This window comes from Spirosoma sp. (assembly GCF_026391055.1).
Classification (GTDB): domain Bacteria; phylum Bacteroidota; class Bacteroidia; order Cytophagales; family Spirosomataceae; genus Spirosoma.
Map to the genome: position 1 here is coordinate 530,659 of NZ_JAPLET010000022.1, position 23,096 is coordinate 553,754.

Below are 23,096 nucleotides of genomic sequence, written 5' to 3' on the forward strand. Positions count from 1 at the left end.
GTAAGCCGTACGACAAGGGCAGGTGATCGTAAAGAAATGTCAGATCGATTCAGGAAGATACAACTAAGTTATCGGTAATTGGGTCTATGGCGTAATCTTAATTCGTTTATCTATTTTTGATGAAATAGACTCAACGCTTCATGGGCTGCATAGACTACTACTTCCGGGGAGAATGGGTTAATCTATTTATTATAGGGTTACTAACTTCCTGGTTGTTGGAGAGTCCGGCGCAGGCGCAGTTGAGTCAAAGCTATTCGAACTGGTATTTTGGAGAGAGTGCCGGGGTAACGTTCAGCGGAGGAACCAGACGGGCCCTCACGGATGGAAATTTGCATACCCGTGAAGGCTGTGCATCCGTTTCCGATGAAAAAGGACAACTGCTTTTCTATACCGACGGGAGTACGATCTGGAATCGAAATCATACGGTCATGCCTGGTGCTACGGGGCTTGGTGGGAGTAGTGCCAGTACGCAGTCTGCGCTTATTGTACCGTACCAGAACAGCACCGGGCGATTTTATGTGTTCTCCGTATCGCCCGCTACAGGTGTGCAATATGCCATCGTTAACATGACTCTGGCTGGTGGTATGGGTGGTCTTGAAACGAAAAATAAGGTGGTAACCGCTTCGTCTACCGAAAAAATTACCGCCATCAGGCACTGTAACAACCTTAATAACTGGATTATCACCCACGAGAAAGGCAATAATGTTTTCCGGGTTAACCTCCTTAATGATAACGGGCTGATTCCTGACGCAGCCCAATACGCCGTGGGCAGTGTACATCAGCAAAATAAAGGATACATGAAGCCATCTCATGATGGCAAGAAGCTGGCGGTGGCCGTGTCGGATGGTACAGCAGGCGGATTTCTGGAAGTGCTCGATTTTGACAATAAAACGGGGGCTATTTCAAACGCGGTAAAACTGACTGATCCAGCCATTGAGGGCGCTTATGGGGTTGAGTTTTCGGGCGACAATACCCTAATCTATCTTTCGACGTTAGTCAGTAAAAAAATATACCAGATCAGTGCCGATAAGTTGGTAGTCAACGCCACAGTGTCCGTTCAGCTACAGCAGAATAGCTCGAAAGGTGTAGGAGCGTTGCAACTGGCTGTCGACGGCAGGATTTACGGAGCGTTGCCGGGTGAGGAGTACCTGATGGCGATTACCCAGCCCAATCAGGCTGGGCCGGGTTGCGGGCTTGTCTCGCAGGGTATTTACCTGGGAGGTAGAACGAGTGCAGCCGGCCTGCCGTTTGTGCTGGATGAGCAAACGCCTTTACCACCCGCCGTGACAGTTGCAGTACAGAAACTAGCCGACTGTAATAAGTTTCAACTCGATGCCAGAGTGCTGAATCTGGATCTGGCTTACATTATTTACCAATGGTATGTTGATGGAAATGCCGTTGCGGGGGCTACCGGAGCATCCCTGCAACCCATGAAGTCGGGGCGCTATTCAATTAAAATCCGGGAGACAAAATGCCGGGATATTCAGCTTACATCGGCTGAAATACCTGTAACGCTGGTTGATGCAAACCCTAAGGTAACGGCTGTTCCGGATTCCTGCGGCACTTTTTCGCTGGTGGCTCACGCTACAGGGGGTGTTGTGAAGTGGACAGGGCCCGGCATTGAACCGGCCCGCAGTCAGTTGGATTCGATTATTGTTTCATCCGTCAGCGGAAGCCAGACGTATCAGGTGCGGGTCAGTAGTCGGGACGATTCTACCTGCTTCACCCAAAAGAGTGTACCGGTCAGTTTCAGAACTCCACCTCCCTATCAGATTTTGCCATCGGACCGGAGCAAATGTGGGGATACGCTGGTCATCAATGCCCCGCCAACCTCCGACTGGAATACATTTCGGTGGCAGCTTCCCGATGGTAGCTCTCTGCCCGGATCGGCGGTTACCGCCCAACAGAGTGGAATCTATCACCTTATGGCACTAAGTACTGCTACGGGTTGTAAAAGTGAATCGGATGTCTATGTTTCACTTCATCCCAACCCGGTCATAAACCTGCCAGACCGGAAGCTGGATACCTGCTTTACAACGAACCCATCCGCCCTACTCCGGCTGGACGCGGGGGCAGTACCGAATGGCTTCTATACCTGGGTAAAAGAAGGGGCTGTTATTGGAAACAGTCAGCTACAGACGGTAGATGACTATGGCGTTTATCGCGTAACTGTCCGTACACCGGCCGGGTGTATGGCCAGTGATTCAGTACGTATTCTGTCTAGCTGCCCACCGCTGCCGCCCATGTTGAGTATGCCAGACGCTTTTTCGCCCAATGGCGATGGTATGAATGAAGACTTGGTAATCTACGCGTCGGGAATCGATCAGGCGAACCTGTCTATTTATAATCGCTGGGGTGAAGTGGTGTACACGATTTCGGAAGCAACACCAGCCTCTTCCGGATGGCACACTTGGGATGGAACGTACAGAGGGCAACCGGTAGAAGGAGGAACATATACGTATCGACTGGAGCTGACAAGTGGAACCCTGAAAAAATCGCTAATTCGGCAGGGCATGATTCAGGTTGTTCGGTAGCGAATTCGTATTCTCACAGCCCTCGACTAGTTTGTCAAATTTTCTGGCGGGTGGTTAGACCGGCCCCCCATCCTGCTTTAGCTAAGGTGGGCTCAGGCCGATGAATGAGTTATAAAAACGCATCTGAATAATCCTCAAAAATTCATGTTTCCACTTCTAAATTATCTTACGCTCGGTGGTGCAGTCGTTAGCATCTTAGGTTTGCTGGGGAGTGAGTCTGGTAAACTGAGCCAACCTGCCTCAACAGTTAGAATGGCGCAGGTCGACACGACGAAGCGGCCTGAGGAAAATCGCTTTACCAAAACGGTCCTGTCCAACGACCTGAACGAGCCGATGGAACTGGCCGTTGCCCCCGATGGCCGTGTTTTCTTCGTTGAACGGGGCGGGAAGTTTTACATGTACGACCCGGCGCAGAAGAAAACCCGTTTGCTGTATGATTTTCCGGTTAAAGCCGTCGAGAAGTACCTAAACGGGTTGCTGGGCATGACCATCGATCCGAATTTCAGCAAAAACCACTACCTGTACTTCTTTTACACCATACAGGATAAAGACCAGACAAGGCAGCGGATTGCCCGGTTCGTGATGAACAACGACAATACGCTCGATATTGCCAGTGAAAAGTCAATCATCGAATTTCCGATTGATCTCGAAGTGAGCGCGCATACGGGTGGCTCAATGGCCTGGGATTCGCACGGCAATCTCTTTATTTCTACCGGTGATAACACCGTACCCTTCGAATCAAACGGGTTCGCGCCCATCGACGAGCGGGCTGGCAGATTAACGTTCGACGCTCAGCGGTCGGCGGGTAACCCGAACGATCTGCGGGGTAAAATTCTGCGGATTCATGTCGAAGCCGATGGATCTTACACCATCCCGGAGGGTAATCTGTTCCCAAAAGGAACCCCCGGAACACGCCCGGAAATTTATGTGATGGGTTGCCGAAATCCGTACCGTATTTCGGTCGATCCGGCTACGTCCATCGTCTACTGGGGCGAAATTGGGCCGGACTCCGGTACCGACGGGCCACAGGGGCCACGCGGGTACGATGAGTTTAACCAGGCAAAAAATGCCGGTAATTACGGCTGGCCGTATTTTGTGGGCGATAGCAAAGCGTATCACCAGTATGATTTCGCCAGCAAAAACGTTGGATCTCTATTCGATCCGGCGGCACCGGTCAATAACTCACCGAATAATACCGGTGCCAAACAACTCCCGCCAACGACCAAAGCAATGGTTTGGTACCCGTATAACAAATCGGACGAATTTCCTGAACTGGGCCTTGGCGGTCGTTGTGCCATGGGTGGGCCTGTATATCATTACAACGCGGCACTTCAGTCGAAAACGAAAATTCCGGCTTATTACGACAAAGCCCTGTTTATGTACGACTGGATGCGGAACTGGGTCTTTGCCGTGCGGCTTGACGATCAGCAAAATTTTCAGTCGATGGAGCGGTTTATGCCCGCAACGGGCGACTTTCGGCGGCCTGTCGATATGGAAATTGGTCCCGAAGGCTCCTTTTACATGCTGGAATACGGGTCGGTTTACGGCATCGACAACGACGATGCACGGCTGGTTCGTATTGATTTCAACCCCGGTAACCGAACACCCGTAGCGAAAGTGGCTGCCACTGATACCATTGGACTGGCTCCGTTAACGGTCGCGTTTAAGAACAAGAGTTACGATTACGACAAAACGGACAACCTGCGTTACCAATGGCGGTTTGAAGGAAATAAAATAGCTTCGACCGAATCGAATCCGACCTACACCTTCCGCAAAAACGGTATTTATAACGCCCTGCTGACTGTTACGGACCCGTCCGGGAAATCCAGCACCGACACGCTAACCATTAAAGTAGGAAACCGAATGCCGCAGGTCGCCATTGCAACCACCGACAACAGCACATTCTTCTTCCCTGATCAAACCCCACTCCGGTATTCCGTAGCGGTATCCGATCAGGAGGATAAAGTGATTGACCGGAAAAAAGTAAACGTGGCGCTGACCTACATTCCCAAAATAGCCGGTAACGATCAGCCGATGGGTCACCAGCAAATTTCGGCTTCGTATAACCTGGGTAAATCCCTGATTGCTGGCAGTGATTGCAAAGCCTGTCATCAGGTAGCTGCTAAGTCGGTGGGGCCGTCCTTTACTGAAGTCGCCAAAAAATATCAGGGCGATAAGACCGCTACCGCCAAACTGGCGAATAAAATCATCATTGGGGGCGGGGGCGTTTGGGGCGAACACGCCATGAGCGCTCACCCGCAGCTTTCGCGGGAAGAAACAACTGAAATGGTAAAATACATTTTCTCTCTGGCCAACCAACCCACCGACAATCGGCTTCCACAACAGGGCAATCTGGTGCTGAAAAACCATGTCGGCAACGAGGCCCAGAGCCGGTATATCCTGACCGCATCCTATACCGACAAGGGCAGTGTTGGAGCCTCTATGCCCAAACTGGCGCTTACAAAAAATGACGTGCTGGTGTTACGCCCGGCTAAAGTGCTCGGTGCTGAGGCTGATTCGGTTTACAAAATGTCGAAGCAGGGCCGACGCCTGGGGAACGCCAAACATGCTTCGTACTTTGTACTGAAAGGCATCGATCTGAAAGATATTGACCAACTCACGTATCACTATTCGTCGAAGGACGAAACGGCCACGATCAATGTCCATACCGATTCGCCAACGGGGCCGGTGATCAGCACACTGAACTACGCGCCAACGGGAGAATGGAGAAACTACTCGGATGCGAATGCCACCATCCAGAATCCGGGCGGTAAGCACGATCTGTATTTTGTGTTCGAAAAGCCCGGCAGCCCTGATAAGTCACTTATTTCGCTGGAATGGCTCCAGTTTAAACGCAAAGAGATTGCTGCGAGCGCCGTGAATAAAACCTCTGGAAAATAAACAAGAAGTCGTGCAGCATCGCCGGATTTGGTGTGTGCGGTACGGCTCTACTGCTCTTACTCGTAAATAAATAAATACCGATTACCCCCAATCCATGAACAAATCTTTTGTAGTAATTACCTGTCTGGCCACGTCTTTGTTGACGCTGAACGGTGTGTCTGGGTACCCCGCCAAACCGCCTGTAAAAGTTGCCCCTAATGCAAAAAAATCAATTACCGGAGCAGATGTGAAGCTGCCCGCTGGCTTTTCGGCCACTGTCGTAGCGGAAGAAGTAGGAGCAGCCCGGCATATTGTCGTTACGAAAACCGGCGATATATATGTGAAACTGGCTAAGCTAAAGGACGGTAAGGGCATCTACCGCTTGCGCGACACCAACAAAGATGGCGTAGTCGATGAGCGGACGGGCTTTGGCGATTATCCAGGCACGGGTATTTTCATTCGGAACGGGTATTTGTATACCTCGTCCAATAACAGCATTTTTCGGTATAAACTGAATGAAAATCAGGAAGTGGTCAACCCGGATGCGCCCGAGAAGCTGGTATCCGGGCTGCGGGAAAAAGACCGCGATAAGTCGAAATCCATCGCCGTCGACAATCAGGGCAATATTTATGTCAATATCGCTTCCGATAACGACGCCTGCCGCGAGGCTGGAACGGGAAAAGGCTTGATGCCCTGCCCGCTGCTCGACTCGGCGGCTGGTATCTGGCGGTTTAAAGCCGATGTGCCCGATCAGCCATTCTCCAGCGGTGTACGATTTGCTACCGGCCTGAAAAATGTTGTGGGGCTTGACTGGAATAGTAAAACCAACTCCCTGTTCGTACTCCAGCACGGCCGGGGTAAGTTCGATGATTTCTACCCGCAGTACTACACGCCCAAACAGAGTGCCGAGCTACCCGCCGAAACGATGTATGAAGTTCATCAGGGCGACGATGCGGGCTGGCCTTATGTTTACTACGACCACTTCCAGAAAAAGAAAATTCTGGCGCCGGAGTATGGTGGCGATGGTAAGAAAACGGGATCAGCTAAAACCATCAATCCAGTGGCGGCTTTCCCGGCGCACATGGGACCCAATGGTCTGTTATTCTATACAGGAACGGCTTTCCCGGAGAAGTACCGAAATGGGGCGTTTATTGCCTTCCATGCACAGTCGCAGGAGTTGCATAAGGGTTATTTAATTGGCTTCGTTCCCTTCAAAAACGGTAAGCCATCGGGCCCTTGGGAAATCTTTGCCGATAATTTTGCCGGTACGGATCTGGTGAAGCCAACGGGCCCCGTTCAGCACCGGCCCTGCGGTCTGGCGCAAGGCCCCGACGGTTCACTGTACGTGACCGACGATTTGAATGGAACGCTGTTTAGGATCAGTTATCAGGCTGCAAACCATAAAGCAACCGCGTCGTCTAAGAAGTAATGCGTAGCGCCATCATTGTGGCTAAGCATTGGAATAATGAATAGTCCCGCTGGTCGGGACTATTTTTTTTGGTCACGCTTACCCCTGCAATGGCAGTTCAATAATAAATTCAGTACCCTTATCCTCTTCCGAATTCACTTTAATTGAGCCATTATGGCCTTACAAAAAGAGATGGTTGATCGGTCGACATAGTGTTCCCTTAACTTCAGGTGCCTGTCGAGTAAGTTATGCAACTTCAGTTTTAGTTCGTCAACATGAAACGGCTTGGCAATGTAGTCGTCCGTTCCAGTCTGCAGCCCTTCCATGCTGCTTGATTGAGCTGTTTTTGCCGTCAGCATTAGTACGGCTGTATAATCGGTCTCGGCGTTTGCTTTCAGCCGACGGGTCAACTCGAACCCATCCAGACCAGGCATCATAATATCGGTCAGAACAACATCGGGGAGTTCATTAGGGGCAATTTTCCAGCCCTTAATGCCATCGTAGGCCGTCATAATCCGACAGTTTTCGGCAAGTTCCCCGGAAATAAACCTATGATGTATGTAATGAACTTTATTAGGTATCAGTTAATGAACTGGAATTTCAGGTTATAACTGAACTGCCTGATGGCGGTTTCGTAAACGTTAATGCCTATAAAACCGCCAACAATGGAGCTTATGAGTCGCTAAGGTTTCTTACTTCACTTCGTTAACCTCAAGCACCACGCTGGTTCGGCGGGTATCTACCTGTGGATTGAAGCCAATGGCCATCAGGTAGTTCCCCGAGTACGTTGCCGTGCTGGTATTGATTCGGGAGGTAGTTCCCGGATAAACGTTCAGTTCCTGAACTCGGTAGTTTTTGGCAGGATCAAGGCCGTTCAGCTTTATGGGTGCCTGACTCCCCGCTTTGTAGCGGGAGTTGACTAAATAAGTGAACCAAACCGCCCGGTCGCGGGACTCGCTGACGTACATGGAAGAAGCAACATCATTCGTATAGGGCGAAGCGAGTCGATATAAGTCACCTTTCCAGATTACGTTTTTAATGCCCTCATAGGTCTTAAGTGCCTGCTGGCTGAATGTCAATTCTTCTTCGGTCAGTTTACTCACCACAATATCGTACCCCAGTTTGCCCATCATGGCTACGTCCGTACGGAACTTGATGGGCTGTTTTCCCCAATCTGTCACGTGGTTGCAACTGGCAATGGACGGGAAGAAATACGAGTAATTCCACTGGATAAATATCCGTTCCTGGGCGTCGGTGTTGTCGCTCGGCCAGTATTCGGTGAAGTACTTCAGTGCACCGTAGTCTACCCGGCCGCCACCACCCGAGCAAAGCATCATGGGCAGGGTAGGATACTTTGCCCGCAGCCGGTCAAGTACTTTATAAAGGCCCTGTACATAATCGACATAGAGGTTCGACTGGTTCTGAATGGTGGCCGAGAACGCGTTATAGATCACGGCGTTGCAATCCCATTTAATGAAGCCTAGGGTTGGGTTCTTGGTCATTAGGTCATTCACGACTCCATAGACAAAATCCTGAACTTTCGGATTCGATAAATCAAGGACCAATTGATTGCGGAAGTAGTATTCTGACCGATTGGGTAGTTTGATCACCCAGTCGGGGTGTTTTTCATACAGTTCGCTTTTGGGGCTCACCATCTCCGGTTCGAGCCAGATACCAAATTTGATACCCGCGGTTTCGGCCTCCTTAACCAGATAGCCCAGGCCATGTGGTAGTTTTTTGACATTTTCCTGCCAGTCGCCTAGCCCGGCCCGGTCGTTGTTTCGTGGATATTTATTCCCGAACCAGCCGTCATCCAGCAGAAACAGGTCAACACCGAGCTTTTTGCCATCCTTGAACAGGGCACTTAATTTCTCTTCGTTAAAATCAAAATAAGTAGCTTCCCAGTTGTTCAGCAGCGTCAGGCGGTTACCTTCGCCTTGCGGTATGCGGTGTTTGCGCGCCCATCGATGCAGGCTACGACTTGCCCCGCCCTTGCCTTTGTCGGAGTACGTAAACAGGAAAGCGGGTGTCGTAAACTCGGTTCCGGGCGCCAGCGAATACGCCGATGCATAGGGATTGATGCCCGGTATGATCCGGAGGTTATGCAGCGGATCGACCTCAAATGCCAATTGATAATTCCCCGACCAGGAAAGCGTACCAGCAATGACTTCGCCCTGTTCTTCTTCAGCGGGTTTGTTCAGCGATACCAGAAACGAGGGCGGCTGAAACAGGTCGGCGCGGGTTCCAAGTTTAGAATCCAATACCTTAATGCCTTCGGTAAGCGGTATTTCACTGGGGTTCATCTCATTGGCCCAGTCGCCGTGAAAATGCGTCAGGTAATAGTACTGGGCTGGGATATACAGGTTTGCCGAAGCATATTTATGGAGCGTTACCGGTTTCTTTTCGGTATGCCGAATGGTACTCCACTGTTCGATAACATCTTCATTCTGGTAAGCTTTATAATACAGTGTAACCTCAAAGGGATACTGCGGATCTTTCAGGTATACTTTCGTCAGCACCACACCATCGGCCATCGACTGGCTTTCATGCCGAATGTATTTCAGATCGAGAGAAGGGTTTCCATCGGCATGGGTAACCTGGATGGCAGGCTCCAGTAAGTTACGGCTTCCAGCGGGCGTATAGACTGAATTGTATATATCGGTATAATCTTCACCCCGTTTGCCACGAGCCTGAATTGCTGCGTATTCGGCCGCGTTTCGAAGTTTTGACCCCAGATGGACCAAGGTTGGGGTCTGGTCTTTATCGACCCGAATTACCAAAGCCGTTTGCCGGGTTTCAACGGCAATGTGCACATCGCCAGGCGCGGCCTTTGTGATTAAGGTTTTGAAAAAAACAAAAAGTACGAACAGGCAAAGCTGTTTCATGGAGTATCGGGGGAAGTATTTAACCAGTAAATGAAAACGTCTGGACAAAGCTAATCAACACTTGCTAATTCCTGACAGAGAGCAGCCAGATCAACATCGACGGACGGGGTAATGTCGGCACTAAGTACCCGCTTCATATAAGCGAGTGCATCGTCTGTATGGGCGGGGTTGATCGACGCTACGCAATCGGCTGGGATCGAAATTTTCAGATCGCGCATATAGGCATCATTGGCTGAAAAAAGTACGCAGGAGTCGGTGCTTAAGCCAGTCATAATAACATGCTTTACTTGTAGATAGGTGAGCAACATGTCAAGAGTTGTTTCGTAGAAGGCCGAGTTTTTGGGCTTCAGCACAAAATAATCGTCTTTATCAGGCTTGAGAACTTCCACCAGGTGTTTTCCTTTGACTCCATCGGTCAATACGTGCTCAACGACTTCATTGAAATCAGAGCGCCACTTACCAAAGTTATCGTTGGCATAAATGATCGGAATACTCTGTTCTTTGGCGCGTTGTTTGAGTCCGGCAATCCTGTCGGCGATCCGGTTGGCAGGTTCCAGAAGTTCATCTCCGCCCGGAAATTCCAGATCGTTGATCATGTCGATGATAAGCAACGCAACTGGCGACGAGTCGGGAGCATTACCGTGTAAGTCAGCGTTTTTGGTGTCCATGGTGGCAAGTAAAGGGTTTAAGAGTCGTTGCATTAACTGACTATAAACTACATAAACCCTCAACTTTCCCGCATCTATCCACCATTTGTTAGTTGGCGGGCCTAGTGGTGTATTCCATGAATCGGTACACTTCCTGTCGGGTTATATCGAACATCTGAGCGGTTTGACTGCGGAGCTGTTTGTAAGCCTGTGCTGGCATAATGGGTGTTGGGGTGTCGACAAGTATGGGGTTGGCAACGGCGTTCAGACTGGTAACGTACTGGGCAATACTGAATTCGTAGCCTTTCTCGCTGCCATTCGGAATGACCAGCGATGAAAAATCCCATCCCAGCAGATTACCCCGCTTAATGCGCTCTTCACTTAGTTTCTTAAGCTGGCCAACCACATTATCATAGTCAGCGCCCGGATTCCGGCGACGGATACGCTCAATGACCATAAACTGTGATCCGTCCGGCGCAAATTTTGGCGCAAACGTACCATCCGTAATTTCCCAGATTTCCATTTTGACGACGGGGGCCGTTTGGCGGTCGCGTTTCTGCAAATCAGCCATTTTAGCCTGAACACTATCACCATAAATTCGGGCCATTGCTTCCGGCGAAGCTCCTCTGATCGCCATTTCCGGCGACACTATTCGCGTGACATAGTCGTATTCCGTTTGGTTGGGGTTAGACGTAAACTGTTTTACCGTCATGTACCAGCCTTCCAGTTTACCTTCGTCGACGGCTGCCTGATTAATACGTTTCCATTCGCGTTCGACCGGCAACGCATCCTGAATAGTAAGCCCCGGTGATAATTTGTGGTAAATCAGGTACATGTACTTTTTCTGAGAAGTTTTTGACTGAGCACTAGCATTGAGCGAGCACAGAAAAGCAACGCATACAGTTAACGTTAGGCTAAATGGTTGGATGAAAAGGTTCATGAATAGGTTTTGGTTAAGGGCAGAAAACACAGAGTTCTATCCAAACTAAAAAGGTATTTGTTGGGAAAATACTACCGCTCTGATTTGTAAAAGGAGCCGTTTTGACGAAGAAATTTAAGCACAACAAAAAAAGAGGTCCGGCACATTATATGCCAGACCTCTTTCAACTAAACAACGTACCCTCTGCTTACTTGTAGGCAGGGTTCTGGGTTAACGTTGGTTTTCCTGCAATAGATGAGTTATCGATGGCTTCTTGTGGAATTGGGAAGTACTCATTTTTGCCTTTCGCAAAACGCACACCTTTCAGGTATGTCCGTTTATTGCCCTCCGTGGCGGTATAAGCATTTAACACATCGGCTGCAACTCCCCAACGAACCAGGTCGAAGAAACGGTGGCCTTCCATAGCAAATTCAAGGCGGGTTTCGTGCCGAACGGCTTTGCGGGCGGTCACCTTATCTGTCCATGGAGCCGAGTACTCCTTGATGACATAATTAGCTGCAGGGTCACTGGTTTCCGTGTAGGCATCCCGAGTGCCTCCCTGAATGGCTTTTTTAACCCAGTCATTCGGATTGGCTGCGCGGGCGCGTACCTGGTTGACAAGCGCTCTGGCACGTTCGAGGCTACCAATTTCCACTTCGCATTCGGCCAGCCAAAGCAGAACGTGTGCGTAACGAATCAGGCGGAAGTTGTTGCCGGTCAGGTTAGTCCAGCCAACGCCCAACAGCGTGTTTTTCTTGGAGGCAACGTGCTTTTTAGGCGAGTAAGGACCTGCGTAGGTCTGGTCACGGATGAAATCGCTGTTATGGATTTTAAAATCCTTATACAGGATTCCCCGGCGGCCTACTGTCCAGTCAAGGCGTGGGTCAAGCCGACCTGCATCGGGCGTATAAGCCCCTTCCAGTGCGATACCCTGGTCGTTTTTCACGTCTACATCGTTAAATGTATCCAGAAGCGGCAAGCCGTTAGCATCCGTTTTGTAGGCATTTACGAGGTTTTGCGAAGGCTGATAGAATCCGCAGCAACCCCAGGGGGAGGCATAGGGGTGAGCTAAGCCCATACCAGCGGTTGCGGCTCCATCGTCGGAGGCTGACTTCGCGTACTGAACTTCAAAGATAGATTCAGCATTGTTTCGAGTGTCCGAATCGAAGTTCTGCGAGAAATTATCAATCAGCTTGTACTTGCCGCTAGTCACGATCTGTTCCAGTACCGTTTTAGCCTGTTGCAATTTCGCCGTGTTGGCCGCACCTGTAGAGATATCGAATCCCTGGAACATGTACGTTTTAGCAAGATGCGCTAATGCCGCAAATTTGGTTGGACGGCCTGGCTGACTCTGTGTTTCAGGAAGTGCGGCAGCCGCTGCGGTGAAATCGGCTTCTATGTTCGGCCAAATTTCCTTATCGTTCGGTATTTTGGTCGAGTTAGGGTCGCTTATGTCGTAGATTTTCTCGTCGATATATGGCGCGTAACGGAAAATTTTACGGGCTTCGAAGTGAAAATAGCCACGCAGAAACTTGGCTTCGGCCTCAATCTGCTTCCGCCGGGCATCGGTGATGTCCTTTACCTGAGGGAGGATATCGAGTACGTTATTGGTTCGGGCAACGCCTTCGTATAAACCCCGCCACTTGTTACGGATATGCCCGTTGGTTGGCTGGAAGTCATATCGTTCAATAAACGACTGCTCAGGCTGGTCACCCGCGTCAGTGCCTTTGTAGGCGTCATCCGAAGGGATTCCACCAAAGACCCAGTTTTGTACTTCATTTTCCCAGGCGTTCTGGCCACCAATTCCCTGGCCATCGATCATTCCATAGGCACCGATCAGAATGCCTTCAATGCCTTTGAGGTTTGACAGAGAAGCTGGGCTGTACTGGCCCTGTGGGGGGCGAGTCAAAAAAGAGTCGTTACAACCATCGAGCACAATTAGGCCGGTGACAGTGAACGCAGATACTAAAAGTTTTTTACGAAATGTAAGCATAGTTTTTTTACAAGTTGTCAGGTGAAGAGTAGCTTAAAATCCAACACTTAGGCCAAAAAGCAGCGTACGGGAAGCGGGTAGGTAACCGCCGTCGAAGCCGAGGTTACGGTTTCTGTCGCCACTAGAGTTGTTCGAAATGCTAATCTCCGGGTTGAGTCCCTGGTATTTGGTGAATGTGAGCAGGTTTTGGCTCTGCACATAGATTTGGCAGGAAGCTAAGCCAAGTTTGGAAAGCAGGCCGGTTGGCAGGGTATAGCCTAACTGAACGTTCTTGATTCGGAAGTATGAGCCATCCTCAATGAAGTAAGAGGAAGGGCGGCTACTGATCTGGTCGTTGGCATCCGGGATGGGTACTGTACCACCTGGGTTCGTTTTCGACCAGGCATCGTATAAGGCCCGACGTGAACGGTTACCCTGGAAGGTGTTGAAATCCGTAAAATAGCGGGTGTAATTATAGATGTCGTTGCCCTGCGATCCGTTACCGAAGATGGTCAGATCGAAGTTTTTATACCCAAGGTTCAGGTTAATACCATAGGTGAAATCGGGGTGGGGGTTGCCGATGATGGTACGGTCTGAGTCATCGATTTTACCATCGCCATTGATGTCGGCCATTTTAAATTTACCCACAGCATTGTAATCACCATAGGGAGCCCAGGCTTTAGCTTCTTCGGCTGTCTGGAAGATACCAAGTACCTTGTAGCCAAAAAACGATGAAATGGGGAGTCCGGCCTGTGTCAGAGTAACCGCCGGAACGCGCGAGCCATAACCGAAGTAACGGGTGCCATCGCTTTCATCTAGTTTCAGTACTTTGTTGCGGTATGTAGCGAAGTTGATGCTGGCGCCATAACGGAAATCACCTTTACGATCCTTGTAGCCAATAGCGAGGTCGACTCCCCGGTTTTGCATACTGCCCACGTTATACGCCGGAATATCGGCATCGCCCGCGGTAAACGTAAACGGTGAGGTAAAGAGCATATCGGTCGTTTTCCGGCTCCACACATCGAAACTCACATCCAACTTGTTCGACAGCATGGCCAGGTCGAAGCCAAAGTTGGTCGAGGCCGTAGCTTCCCATTTAGCATTCGGGTTACCAAAACGCTGTGGGCTGAAACCAGCCGTCGCTGTCGACATGCTCCCGTCAATAGGATAACCGTTGGTGAAGGTATTGGAACGGTAGGTCGTGTAGGCGTTGTAGTCACCAATTGCCTGGTTGCCGGTTTTACCCCAACCTGCCCGCAGTTTCATATCGCTAACGAACGTCAGGTTGTTCTTAAAGAAATTTTCCTGCGAGATACGCCAGCCCGCTGACACAGCCGGGAACAGAGCACTGTTCGAAGCCGACAGGAAGCGTGACGACTTGTCCTGACGAATAATAGCCTGGAACAGGTATTTGTCGCTGTAGGCGTAGTTCAGTTTACCGAAGACCGAGAATAGGGAGTAATCCTGCTCGATGCGTCCTTCGTTGCTGGCTGATGACTGCGTACCCAGGTCAAGGTAGCTTTGAATGTCTTTCTGCTCAGTGAAGTAACCACTACGAGCGGCTCCAAAGAATTCCTGATACTGACGGATGGCTTCGGTACCAACGAAAGCATCGACTTTATGAACGTTCTTAAACGTCTTTGAGTAGTTCAGTGTATTGGTCCATACCCACTGGTAGAAGTAGCGGTTCTGGTCGGTCAGGCTGTTGTTGAAGCTACCCTCAATATATTCCGGGTTTGCCCGTCCCAAATATTTGGCGCGGTCTCCGTTGGCATCGAGACCCATCGACGTGCGGGCCGTCAAGCCTTCGATGATGTCAACTTCAGCATATGCGTTACCAAATACGCGAAGGCTGTTATACCGGTTGTCGCGTTCACGGAACAGCGTAGCCACCGGATTGGAGTTGTTACCAAGGTTAAGTCCCCGGCTACCGGCAAAGTTTCCGGCGATATCATAAACAGGAAGTAAGGGATGGTGCTTGTAGGCACCGGATACGGCGTTCTGTTCCTCGTTGTTGTTAAAACCTCCTTTACGGCTGCTGTAAGCGGCAGTCAGGTTCTCGCCAATACGAATACGCTTTTTAACATTGAACTCCGTGTTAGCCCGGATAGAGTAACGGTCGTAGCTGATATCCCGAACAGTTCCTTGCTGGTTAAAGTAACCTACCGATAAGGCGTAACGGCCCGTTTCTGAACCTCCAGATGCGCCAAGCTGATAGTTTTGGATAGGAGCTGTCCGAGAAACCTCATCGAACCAGTTCGTATTTGCCGAGCGGGTGATCGCGTAAATATTGTCTGGAGTGAGGGAGTATTTGCTCGGATCTACCGCTGCTGTTCCTTCAGCCCCTTTGCTGGGGAATACATAGGCCGGGATGGTTACCTGCCCGTTGGCACCATACGTATACTGCCCGTGTGAAGGGACCTTGCCCGCGTTAACATCGGCCAGGTATAAGTACTGGCCCAGTTCAGTAGCGTTGAGGACTTCCCCTTTTTTTGCCCACTGCTGCGACCCATAATAGGCATCGAACGTGATCCGAGATACACCGGCTTTCCCTTTCTTGGTCGTTACGATCACAACGCCATTGGCCGCTCTGGAACCATAGATAGACGAAGCTGAAGCGTCTTTAAGTACCTGAATGGTCTCAATATCATTCTGGTTAATGGTGCCCAGGTTTTGGGTTGGCACGCCGTCAATAATGTAGAGTGGGTCGTTGTTACCAATCGTACCAAATCCACGAATCCGTACTGTGGCCGAACCCCCCGGTGTAGCATCGTTCGTTACCGTTACCCCAGCTACACGGCCCTGCAACTGCTGGGCTACATCCGTTGCCGGAATGGACAGCAGTTCTTTGGTGTTTACGGTCGATACAGCTCCGGTGATATCCCGTTTAGACTGGGCACTATAGCCCGTAACAACAACTTCATTGAGTGTAGAGACATCTTCCGACAGGGACACGTTAATTACGGACTGATTACCGACAACCACTTCCTGGGCTTTGAATCCAATGAATGAATAAACAAGCGTAGTCCTGGAAGGAGCTACAATACTGTATCCACCGTTGGCGTCACTAACAACTCCGCGCGAAGTGCCTTTAATCGAAACGTTCACACCGGGAAGTGCACTGCCTTCTCCTTTAGACGTAATGCGGCCGGTAATCGTACGGTCCTGGGCTAAAACTGCTGTGTGGATCAGTAGTAAGGTAATCCACAGCAGATGGGATCCCCAACGTACATAGTAGTTATTCTTCATAAAAATTTAGGTATAAATACTTAACAAGATTGGTTTGATACTTTTACAAAATTAAAGTTTTTCAAGTTAAAATTTTTAATAACATAAAATAATTTGGTGAAATAATTACTATTTTCCAAGTATAAAACTCCTAAAAGGTACGTTATGTATACTAAGCCAAATTGAATATTTCTAAGAATTCTACTTATTTATCTTTTGCCATTTTGTTGGATATAAATGTATAATTACTCATATGGTAATTTTTTATAGTAGTATACGAATGAATATAATAGGCCACATGGTAAATTTTTAGGATGTTGAGCAAACAGGCTCGTAATCCCACTATACCCAGAAACCTAGTTACAGGTGATGACTAGTGGTTATTTAACCTTAGGAAATTGATAGTAAAAAATTGTACGATTTTTATGGGGTCAATTTGACACGTAAAGTGAAGGCAACGGGCGTAATTGACACGTCAGATTTTTTGAAAAAAATAAAATATTTTTTGGCAAGCATCGGAGCTTTTATTCAATCTGCCGTTTGGGGAGGGCATTCTGAACTTAGTAGGGCATGGGGCGAGTGTCGTTGTCTTGACTATAGTCCCGTGTCACAGTGAAAAATGAACAATATTTAATGTGATCGAAAACGGTAGAATGTGTAAAGTGCAGCTTTCAGGAATAGACCTATCCCTGAACAAAGCGCAAACCGGTAAATCCTCGAATGAAAAAGCTACTAGTTAATCTGCTATTCTCTACAATCTGCTTGGCACTAAGTACCGGTAGAACGGTTCTGGCGCAAAAACAAGACTTGGGCGTGTTTGACGGCCATGGCGATATTGGTGCTGTTTTAAAACCAGGCTCGGCTGCCTACAACCCTAAGACCCATACGTATGAGCTCTCCGGCTCCGGGTATAATGTGTGGTTTGACCATGATGAATTTCATTTTATGTGGAAACGCATGAAAGGAGACTTTATCCTTTATACCCGGGCATCTCTGGTAGGAAAAGGCGTTGATCCACATCGGAAAGTAGGCTGGATGGTGCGGTCAAGCTTGGATGGTAAATCGCCCCACATCAACGCAGTTGAACATGGCGACGGCCTTACATCACTCCAATTCAGACGTACTGCCGGGGCCAATACAGAAGAAATTCGGTCTAAAATAACGGGTGCTGACGTCATTCAACTGGAACGAAAGGGGAACACTTACACCATGCGGATGGCTAAATTCGGTGAGCCTTTTGTAACGGAGCAGGTTACTGACCTGCCGCTTGGTGATGAAGTATACGTCGGCTTATTTGTTGGCTCACATAATAAAGATGTACTTGAACGGGGCGTTTTTCGTGATGTTCGCATCAGTGTTCCTGCCCATGATGGACTGGTGCCATACCGCGATTATCTGGCCAGTAATCTGGAAATTCTGGACGTAACAACTGGTAATCGGCAGGTGATCTATAATGTGCCCAAGTCGATTCAGGCCCCCAACTGGACACCCGATGGCAAAACGCTGCTGTATAACGGCGATGGACTGATGTATACCTTCAATCTGGCTAAGCGAAAGCCGACCGTGCTCAACACGGGTGATGTAAAGAACAATAATAACGATCACGTACTCTCGTTTGATGGGAAAATGCTTGGTCTTAGCAGTGGGGTAAAAGAACTGGGGGGCTCAATCATTTACACCGTTCCCGTTACGGGGGGATCGCCGAAACAGATAACGCCTAAAGGACCTTCTTATCTGCACGGCTGGTCACCGGATAAGAAAACGCTGGTCTTTACCGGCTCCCGAAATAATGAATACGATATCTATAGTGTACCATCGGCGGGTGGACCCGAAGTTCGGCTAACCGATGCAAAAGGTCTCGATGACGGCCCCGAATATACACCCGATGGAAAATACATCTATTTTAATTCCAGCCGCACCGGCACCATGCAGATTTACCGTATGAAAGCCGACGGCAGTGAGCAGGAAGCCATTACAAACGGTGAATTCCATGATTGGTTTCCCCACATCTCACCCGATGGTAAATGGATTATCTTTCTGTCGTTTCTTAAAGAGGAGGTCAAGCCGGATGACCATCCATTTTATAAACATGTTTATCTGCGAATGCTGCCGATTTCTGGAAGTGGCCAGCCCAAAGTAATTGCTTATATCTACGGCGGTCAGGGTACAATCAATACACCTTCGTGGTCGCCAGACAGCAAACGGGTAGCATTTATCAGTAATAGCGCCGAAAACAGTGTCAGCCCGATCGAAAAGTAAATGGCATTGGTCAACATGTGCAAATTGTACAGGGTAAGTAGGTTGTAAAGGCAGCTACCGAAACCGGCTTGGTTTCCGTACTTTTGCGGAATGGAATTACTCCACCTGGAAATGCCTGGAATGGAAATACTTAAAAGTGACCGGTTAACACACCTCAAATACGACATTCGGGGTCCGATTTATGAAAAATCTCTCGAACTTGAGAGTCAGGGTTACAAAATTATCAGCCTTAATATTGGCAACCCGGCCACGTTCGGTTTCGACGCACCCGACGAAATTGTTCACGACATTATTCTGAATATCCGTAATGCGCAGGGCTATTCCGACTCAAGGGGGCTTTTTGCAGCCCGTAAAGCCGTTATGCATCATACGCAGAATATTGGCCTGCCCGGCATTGCTATCAATGATATTTACATTGGCAATGGAGTTAGTGAACTCATCATGCTCTCCATGCAGGCGTTGCTCAACGAAGGTGACGAAGTGCTGGTGCCCTCACCCGATTACCCGCTCTGGACAGCTTCGGTAGCTTTCTGTGGTGGGAAACCGGTTCATTACATTTGCGACGAAGCGTACGATTGGAATCCGGATCTGGCTGATCTGGAACGAAAAATCACTCCCCGTACACGCGCCATAGTTGTCATAAACCCGAACAATCCAACGGGTGCCGTGTACGAAAAATCGGTGCTGGAAGGCATTGCCCGGATTGCCGAGAAACATAAACTCATTGTCTTCTCCGATGAGATTTATGATCGGATTCTGTATGATGAAGCCATTCATTACCCAATTTCCAAGATGATACACGAAACGCTCTGTATTACTATGGGCGGTTTGTCGAAAAATTACCGGGCGGCCGGTTTCCGGGGCGGCTGGATGATACTAAGCGGAGCGCGGCACCGGGCCAAATCGTACATCGAGGGGCTGACATTACTGGCTAGTATGCGCTTGTGTGCCAACGTACCAACGCAGTTTGCCATTCAGACGGCCTTGGGTGGGTACCAGAGTATTAATGATTTAGTGATGCCAACGGGCCGTCTGCATAAGCAAATGATGATGGCTTATAGCCGTATGACCGCTATTCCGGGTATCAGTTGCGTAAAGCCCAAAGGAGCCCTGTATATTTTTCCCAAAATAGATTTAACGCAGTTCGACCTAATCGACGATAACGACTTCGTTCTGAACCTGCTTATTGAACAGAAAGTGCTGGTTGTGGCCGGAAATGGGTTTAACTACGGCAAAAATGACCATTTTCGTATTGTCTGCTTACCCACAATCGATGAATTAACTGTGGCTATGGACCGTATTGAAAGCTTCCTCGAAAGTCGGCGAAAATAAAATGACAAATGCAAGCTATGAGCAAAGTGGCCCGGTTTACGGGCCACTTTGCTTGTTTTACAGGTAGTTGAACTGTTCTGATGCGCCCAATTAGTGTGCTAGACGAATTAAATAGGATTAACAAACGGCTGAAACGTTTTTGCTTACACCGTGGTTAATAGAATCCTTCTCCGTGCTAATTTCTGTTGACTGGCTGAAAACAGATTTTCGCTCCTATTGGAGAAGATAGTGTTTACATCATAAGTGAGTACGTTACGCGCCCACTACCTTTTTTTGAATTTGAAATGGAAGAAACTAAAGAAAATCTACATCGCTCTGAAACACAGAGTACTGAACGAATTGCCCACGATTTACCAAAGCGCGACGAGTTACTCCTGACACCCGACGAACAACGCATTAAAGAAGCTTTTCAGGACCATAACTGGAATGAAATAAAAACCGCCGATTCATGGGTCATCTTTAAAGTGATGGCCGAGTTTGTAGAAGGTTTCGATAAGCTGGCCAAAATTGGCCCCTGTGTATCTATTTTTGGTTCTGCCCGTACCAAACCCGATAGTCCCTACTACAAAATGACTGAAGAAATTGCCGCTAAACTGGTGCGGCATGGCTACGGTGTCATTACGGGTGGCGGACCCGGTATCATGGAGGCTGGTAATAAAGGGGCCTTCGAGCAGGGCGGTAAGTCCGTTGGTCTGAACATCAAACTACCGTTTGAACAGCATAGCAACATCTACATTGACCCCGACAAGAGCATCAACTTCGATTTCTTTTTCGTTCGTAAAGTGATGTTCGTGAAATACGCGCAGGGATTTGTCGTGATGCCCGGTGGTATGGGTACACTCGATGAATTGTTTGAAGCGTTAACCCTCATCCAGACCCGAAAAATTGCCCGCTTCCCGATTGTGCTGGTTGGTAGAACCTATTGGCAAGGGCTGATTGACTGGATTACGGATGTGATGCTGGGCGAACAACAAAACATTAATCCGGAAGACATGAAGCTCATCAGCATTGTTGATACACCAACCGAGGCTGTCAAAGTGATTGATGAGTTTTATAACAAATATCTACTGAAACCTAACTTTTGAGTAGTATCGGGCCTCCGGCTGGAGGCCCGGCCTTATTTAGAACGGAGTTTCCTGGGTAGGGTCGGCGTTGCCGAAATTCGACATGGTATTGGCTTTGCTCTTAAAGACACTGCCCGCTGAAGGTTGTGGACTGTCGAAGCTACTTAAACCATTCACTTCGGGTGCGAATCCCTGCGTCTGCACCGGTTCGAAATACGAATCGAGGTCGCAGAATTTCGTGAACTTATTGATAAACCGGAGTTGGATCGTGTCGAGCGAACCACTTCGGTTTTTGGCTATAATAACCTCACCGATACCGGCGGTTGAATTGCCGTTTTCATCGGCCGTGATGTTATAATATTCCGGGCGGTAAAGGAAACACACCATGTCGGCATCCTGCTCAATAGATCCCGATTCACGAAGGTCAGAAAGTTGTGGTTTTTTGTCGCCACCGCGCGTCTCTACTGCCCGGCTCAACTGCGAAAGGGCAATGACCGGTACGTTCAGTTCTTTCGCCAGGTTCTTGAGTGCCCGCGAGATAGACGCAATCTCCTGTTCGCGGTTGCCACCCCGCCCGGCGGAAGTGTCTCCCGACATGAGCTGCAGGTAGTCGATAACCACCATCTGAATATCGTGCTGGGCTTTCAGACGTCGGCATTTGGCCCGCAGTTCCAGAATAGATAGGGCAGGGGTATCGTCAATGAAAATGGGGGCTTCGGTCAGCCGCTGGATCTTGTGGTGCAGCTGCGTCCACTCATGCGGGGCCAGCGTACCTTTTCTAATTTTTTCCGCATCAATTTCCGCTTCGGCTGAGATCAGACGGTTTACCAACTGAACGGCCGACATCTCAAGGGAGAAGATGGCCACTGGTTTTCCATGGTCGACAGCAGCATTCCGGAGGGCACTTACCACAAAAGCAGTTTTACCCATGGCTGGCCGGGCAGCCAGAATGATCAATTCGGTTGGTTGCCAGCCCGATGTAACGCGGTCCAGATTCGTAAAACCGGAGGGTACACCGGTTAACCCTTCCTGATTTTTCTTTGTTTCCAGTTCGTTAAGCGCCATCCGAACGATGGTACTCATATCCGCGTAATTCTTCTTGATGTTCGATTCAGAAATCTTGAAGAGCGACTGTTCCGTCCGGTCGAGGAGTTCAAAAACGTCGGTAGTATCCTCGTAAGCGTCACGCAGAATCGTTGACGACATGGCGATTAATGCCCGTTTCAGGGCCTGTTCCGACACGATACGCGCGTGGTATTCAATGTTAGCCGCCGAGTTGACCCTGAATGTCAGTTCGGATACAAAACCGCCACCACCCACCAGTTCAATCTCGCCCGTTTTGCGTAACTGCTGCGTAACAGTCAGGAGGTCGATAGGGTCAGAGTTGCCGAACAGCGTAAGAATAGCCTGATAAATACGCTGATGTGCTTCTTTATAGAACGTTTCAGGCTTAAGGATATCGACAACAGACGAAAGGGCATCTTTTTCGATCATCAGGGCCCCAAGTACGGCCTCCTCAAGGTCGAGGGCCTGGGGGGGAAGCTTGCCAAGGCCTGTATCGAGCCAATGGTTTCCGGCTTGCTGACGGCCTCCGGCAAAAGCCGAGGGTTTACGAAGGTGTTGATTGGGGCGGGCGTTATTCTCCATCTGTTAATGCAAGTTTACGCAATCTTCTCCCCACAAGGCAAGCCCGGTATAATAAACGTATACCCTTATTATGTACCAAAACGTTCGTAACATTCTGGTAATGTTGATGCTACCGGGCGAAAAAAAAACTAAAGAATTTAAGCAACGAATGCGGGGCTGGCTTGCGTACATGATACTGATAACGGGCAGAGGTCTGTACGTCAGCAAGATAAGTATTATTTGACATAAAAAACCTGATTTGTGCAAAAAGCCAACGAATAAGAAACAGGCTCAGGTGAATAATTTTTCGAAAAATCGTGTTGTAGAAGGGAAGAAATCGCT

13 protein-coding genes are annotated in these 23,096 nt (G+C 49.1%); 6 read left to right on the top strand and 7 right to left on the bottom strand.

Annotated elements, in window-relative coordinates; all coding sequences use genetic code 11:
• Positions 1-140 precede the first annotated feature (140 nt).
• From NT073_RS17345 to NT073_RS17355, 3 genes are all read left to right on the top strand, one after another.
• Positions 141-2,534, top strand: coding sequence for a gliding motility-associated C-terminal domain-containing protein (locus NT073_RS17345; protein ID WP_297375862.1), 2,394 nt, complete (start codon positions 141-143; stop codon positions 2,532-2,534).
• A gap of 144 nt (positions 2,535-2,678) precedes the next feature.
• Positions 2,679-5,435, top strand: a complete 2,757-nt coding sequence (locus NT073_RS17350) for a PQQ-dependent sugar dehydrogenase (RefSeq protein WP_297375864.1) — start codon at positions 2,679-2,681, stop codon at positions 5,433-5,435.
• Positions 5,436-5,529: 94 nt separating this feature from the next.
• Complete coding sequence (locus NT073_RS17355; RefSeq protein ID WP_297375866.1) at positions 5,530-6,843, top strand: PQQ-dependent sugar dehydrogenase; 1,314 nt, start codon at positions 5,530-5,532, stop codon at positions 6,841-6,843.
• 134 nt (positions 6,844-6,977) lie between these two features.
• Here the strand turns inward: NT073_RS17355 and NT073_RS17360 are convergent, their stop codons facing one another.
• The 6 genes from NT073_RS17360 to NT073_RS17385 form a co-directional block, all read right to left on the bottom strand.
• Entirely contained in the window at positions 6,978-7,406 is a 429-nt protein-coding gene (locus tag NT073_RS17360; protein ID WP_366107572.1) for a response regulator, read from the bottom strand.
• Positions 7,407-7,514: 108 nt separating this feature from the next.
• Entirely contained in the window at positions 7,515-9,707 is a 2,193-nt protein-coding gene (locus tag NT073_RS17365; protein WP_297375868.1) for an alpha-galactosidase, read from the bottom strand.
• A 50-nt stretch (positions 9,708-9,757) separates the two neighbouring features.
• Entirely contained in the window at positions 9,758-10,375 is a 618-nt protein-coding gene (locus tag NT073_RS17370) for an isochorismatase family cysteine hydrolase (protein WP_297375870.1), read from the bottom strand.
• An 88-nt stretch (positions 10,376-10,463) separates the two neighbouring features.
• Positions 10,464-11,294, bottom strand: a complete 831-nt coding sequence (locus NT073_RS17375) for a hypothetical protein (RefSeq protein WP_297375872.1) — start codon at positions 11,292-11,294, stop codon at positions 10,464-10,466.
• Positions 11,295-11,481: 187 nt separating this feature from the next.
• Complete coding sequence (locus NT073_RS17380; RefSeq protein WP_297375874.1) at positions 11,482-13,266, bottom strand: RagB/SusD family nutrient uptake outer membrane protein; 1,785 nt, start codon at positions 13,264-13,266, stop codon at positions 11,482-11,484.
• Between the two features lie 33 nt (positions 13,267-13,299).
• The gene (locus NT073_RS17385) at positions 13,300-16,494 is read right to left on the bottom strand and encodes a TonB-dependent receptor (RefSeq protein WP_297375876.1); all 3,195 of its coding nucleotides are present in this window, start codon (positions 16,492-16,494) and stop codon (positions 13,300-13,302) included.
• Positions 16,495-17,193: 699 nt separating this feature from the next.
• On the opposite strand from NT073_RS17385, the gene NT073_RS17390 reads away from it, so the two are divergent.
• The 3 genes from NT073_RS17390 (at position 17,194) to NT073_RS17400 (ending at position 21,149) form a co-directional block, all read left to right on the top strand.
• A complete protein-coding gene (locus tag NT073_RS17390; RefSeq protein ID WP_297375878.1) occupies positions 17,194-18,732 on the top strand; it encodes a biopolymer transporter TolR in 1,539 nt (512 codons plus the stop codon).
• Positions 18,733-18,852: 120 nt separating this feature from the next.
• Entirely contained in the window at positions 18,853-20,064 is a 1,212-nt protein-coding gene (locus NT073_RS17395) for a pyridoxal phosphate-dependent aminotransferase (protein ID WP_297377061.1), read from the top strand.
• Positions 20,065-20,348: 284 nt separating this feature from the next.
• On the top strand, positions 20,349-21,149 hold the full coding sequence (locus tag NT073_RS17400; RefSeq protein ID WP_297375880.1) for a TIGR00730 family Rossman fold protein: 801 nt from the start codon (positions 20,349-20,351) through the stop codon (positions 21,147-21,149).
• Between the two features lie 36 nt (positions 21,150-21,185).
• On the opposite strand, the gene dnaB is transcribed toward NT073_RS17400, so the two are convergent.
• Positions 21,186-22,775, bottom strand: a complete 1,590-nt coding sequence (gene dnaB / locus NT073_RS17405) for a replicative DNA helicase (protein ID WP_297375882.1) — start codon at positions 22,773-22,775, stop codon at positions 21,186-21,188.
• Between the last annotated feature and the right edge of the window lie 321 nt (positions 22,776-23,096).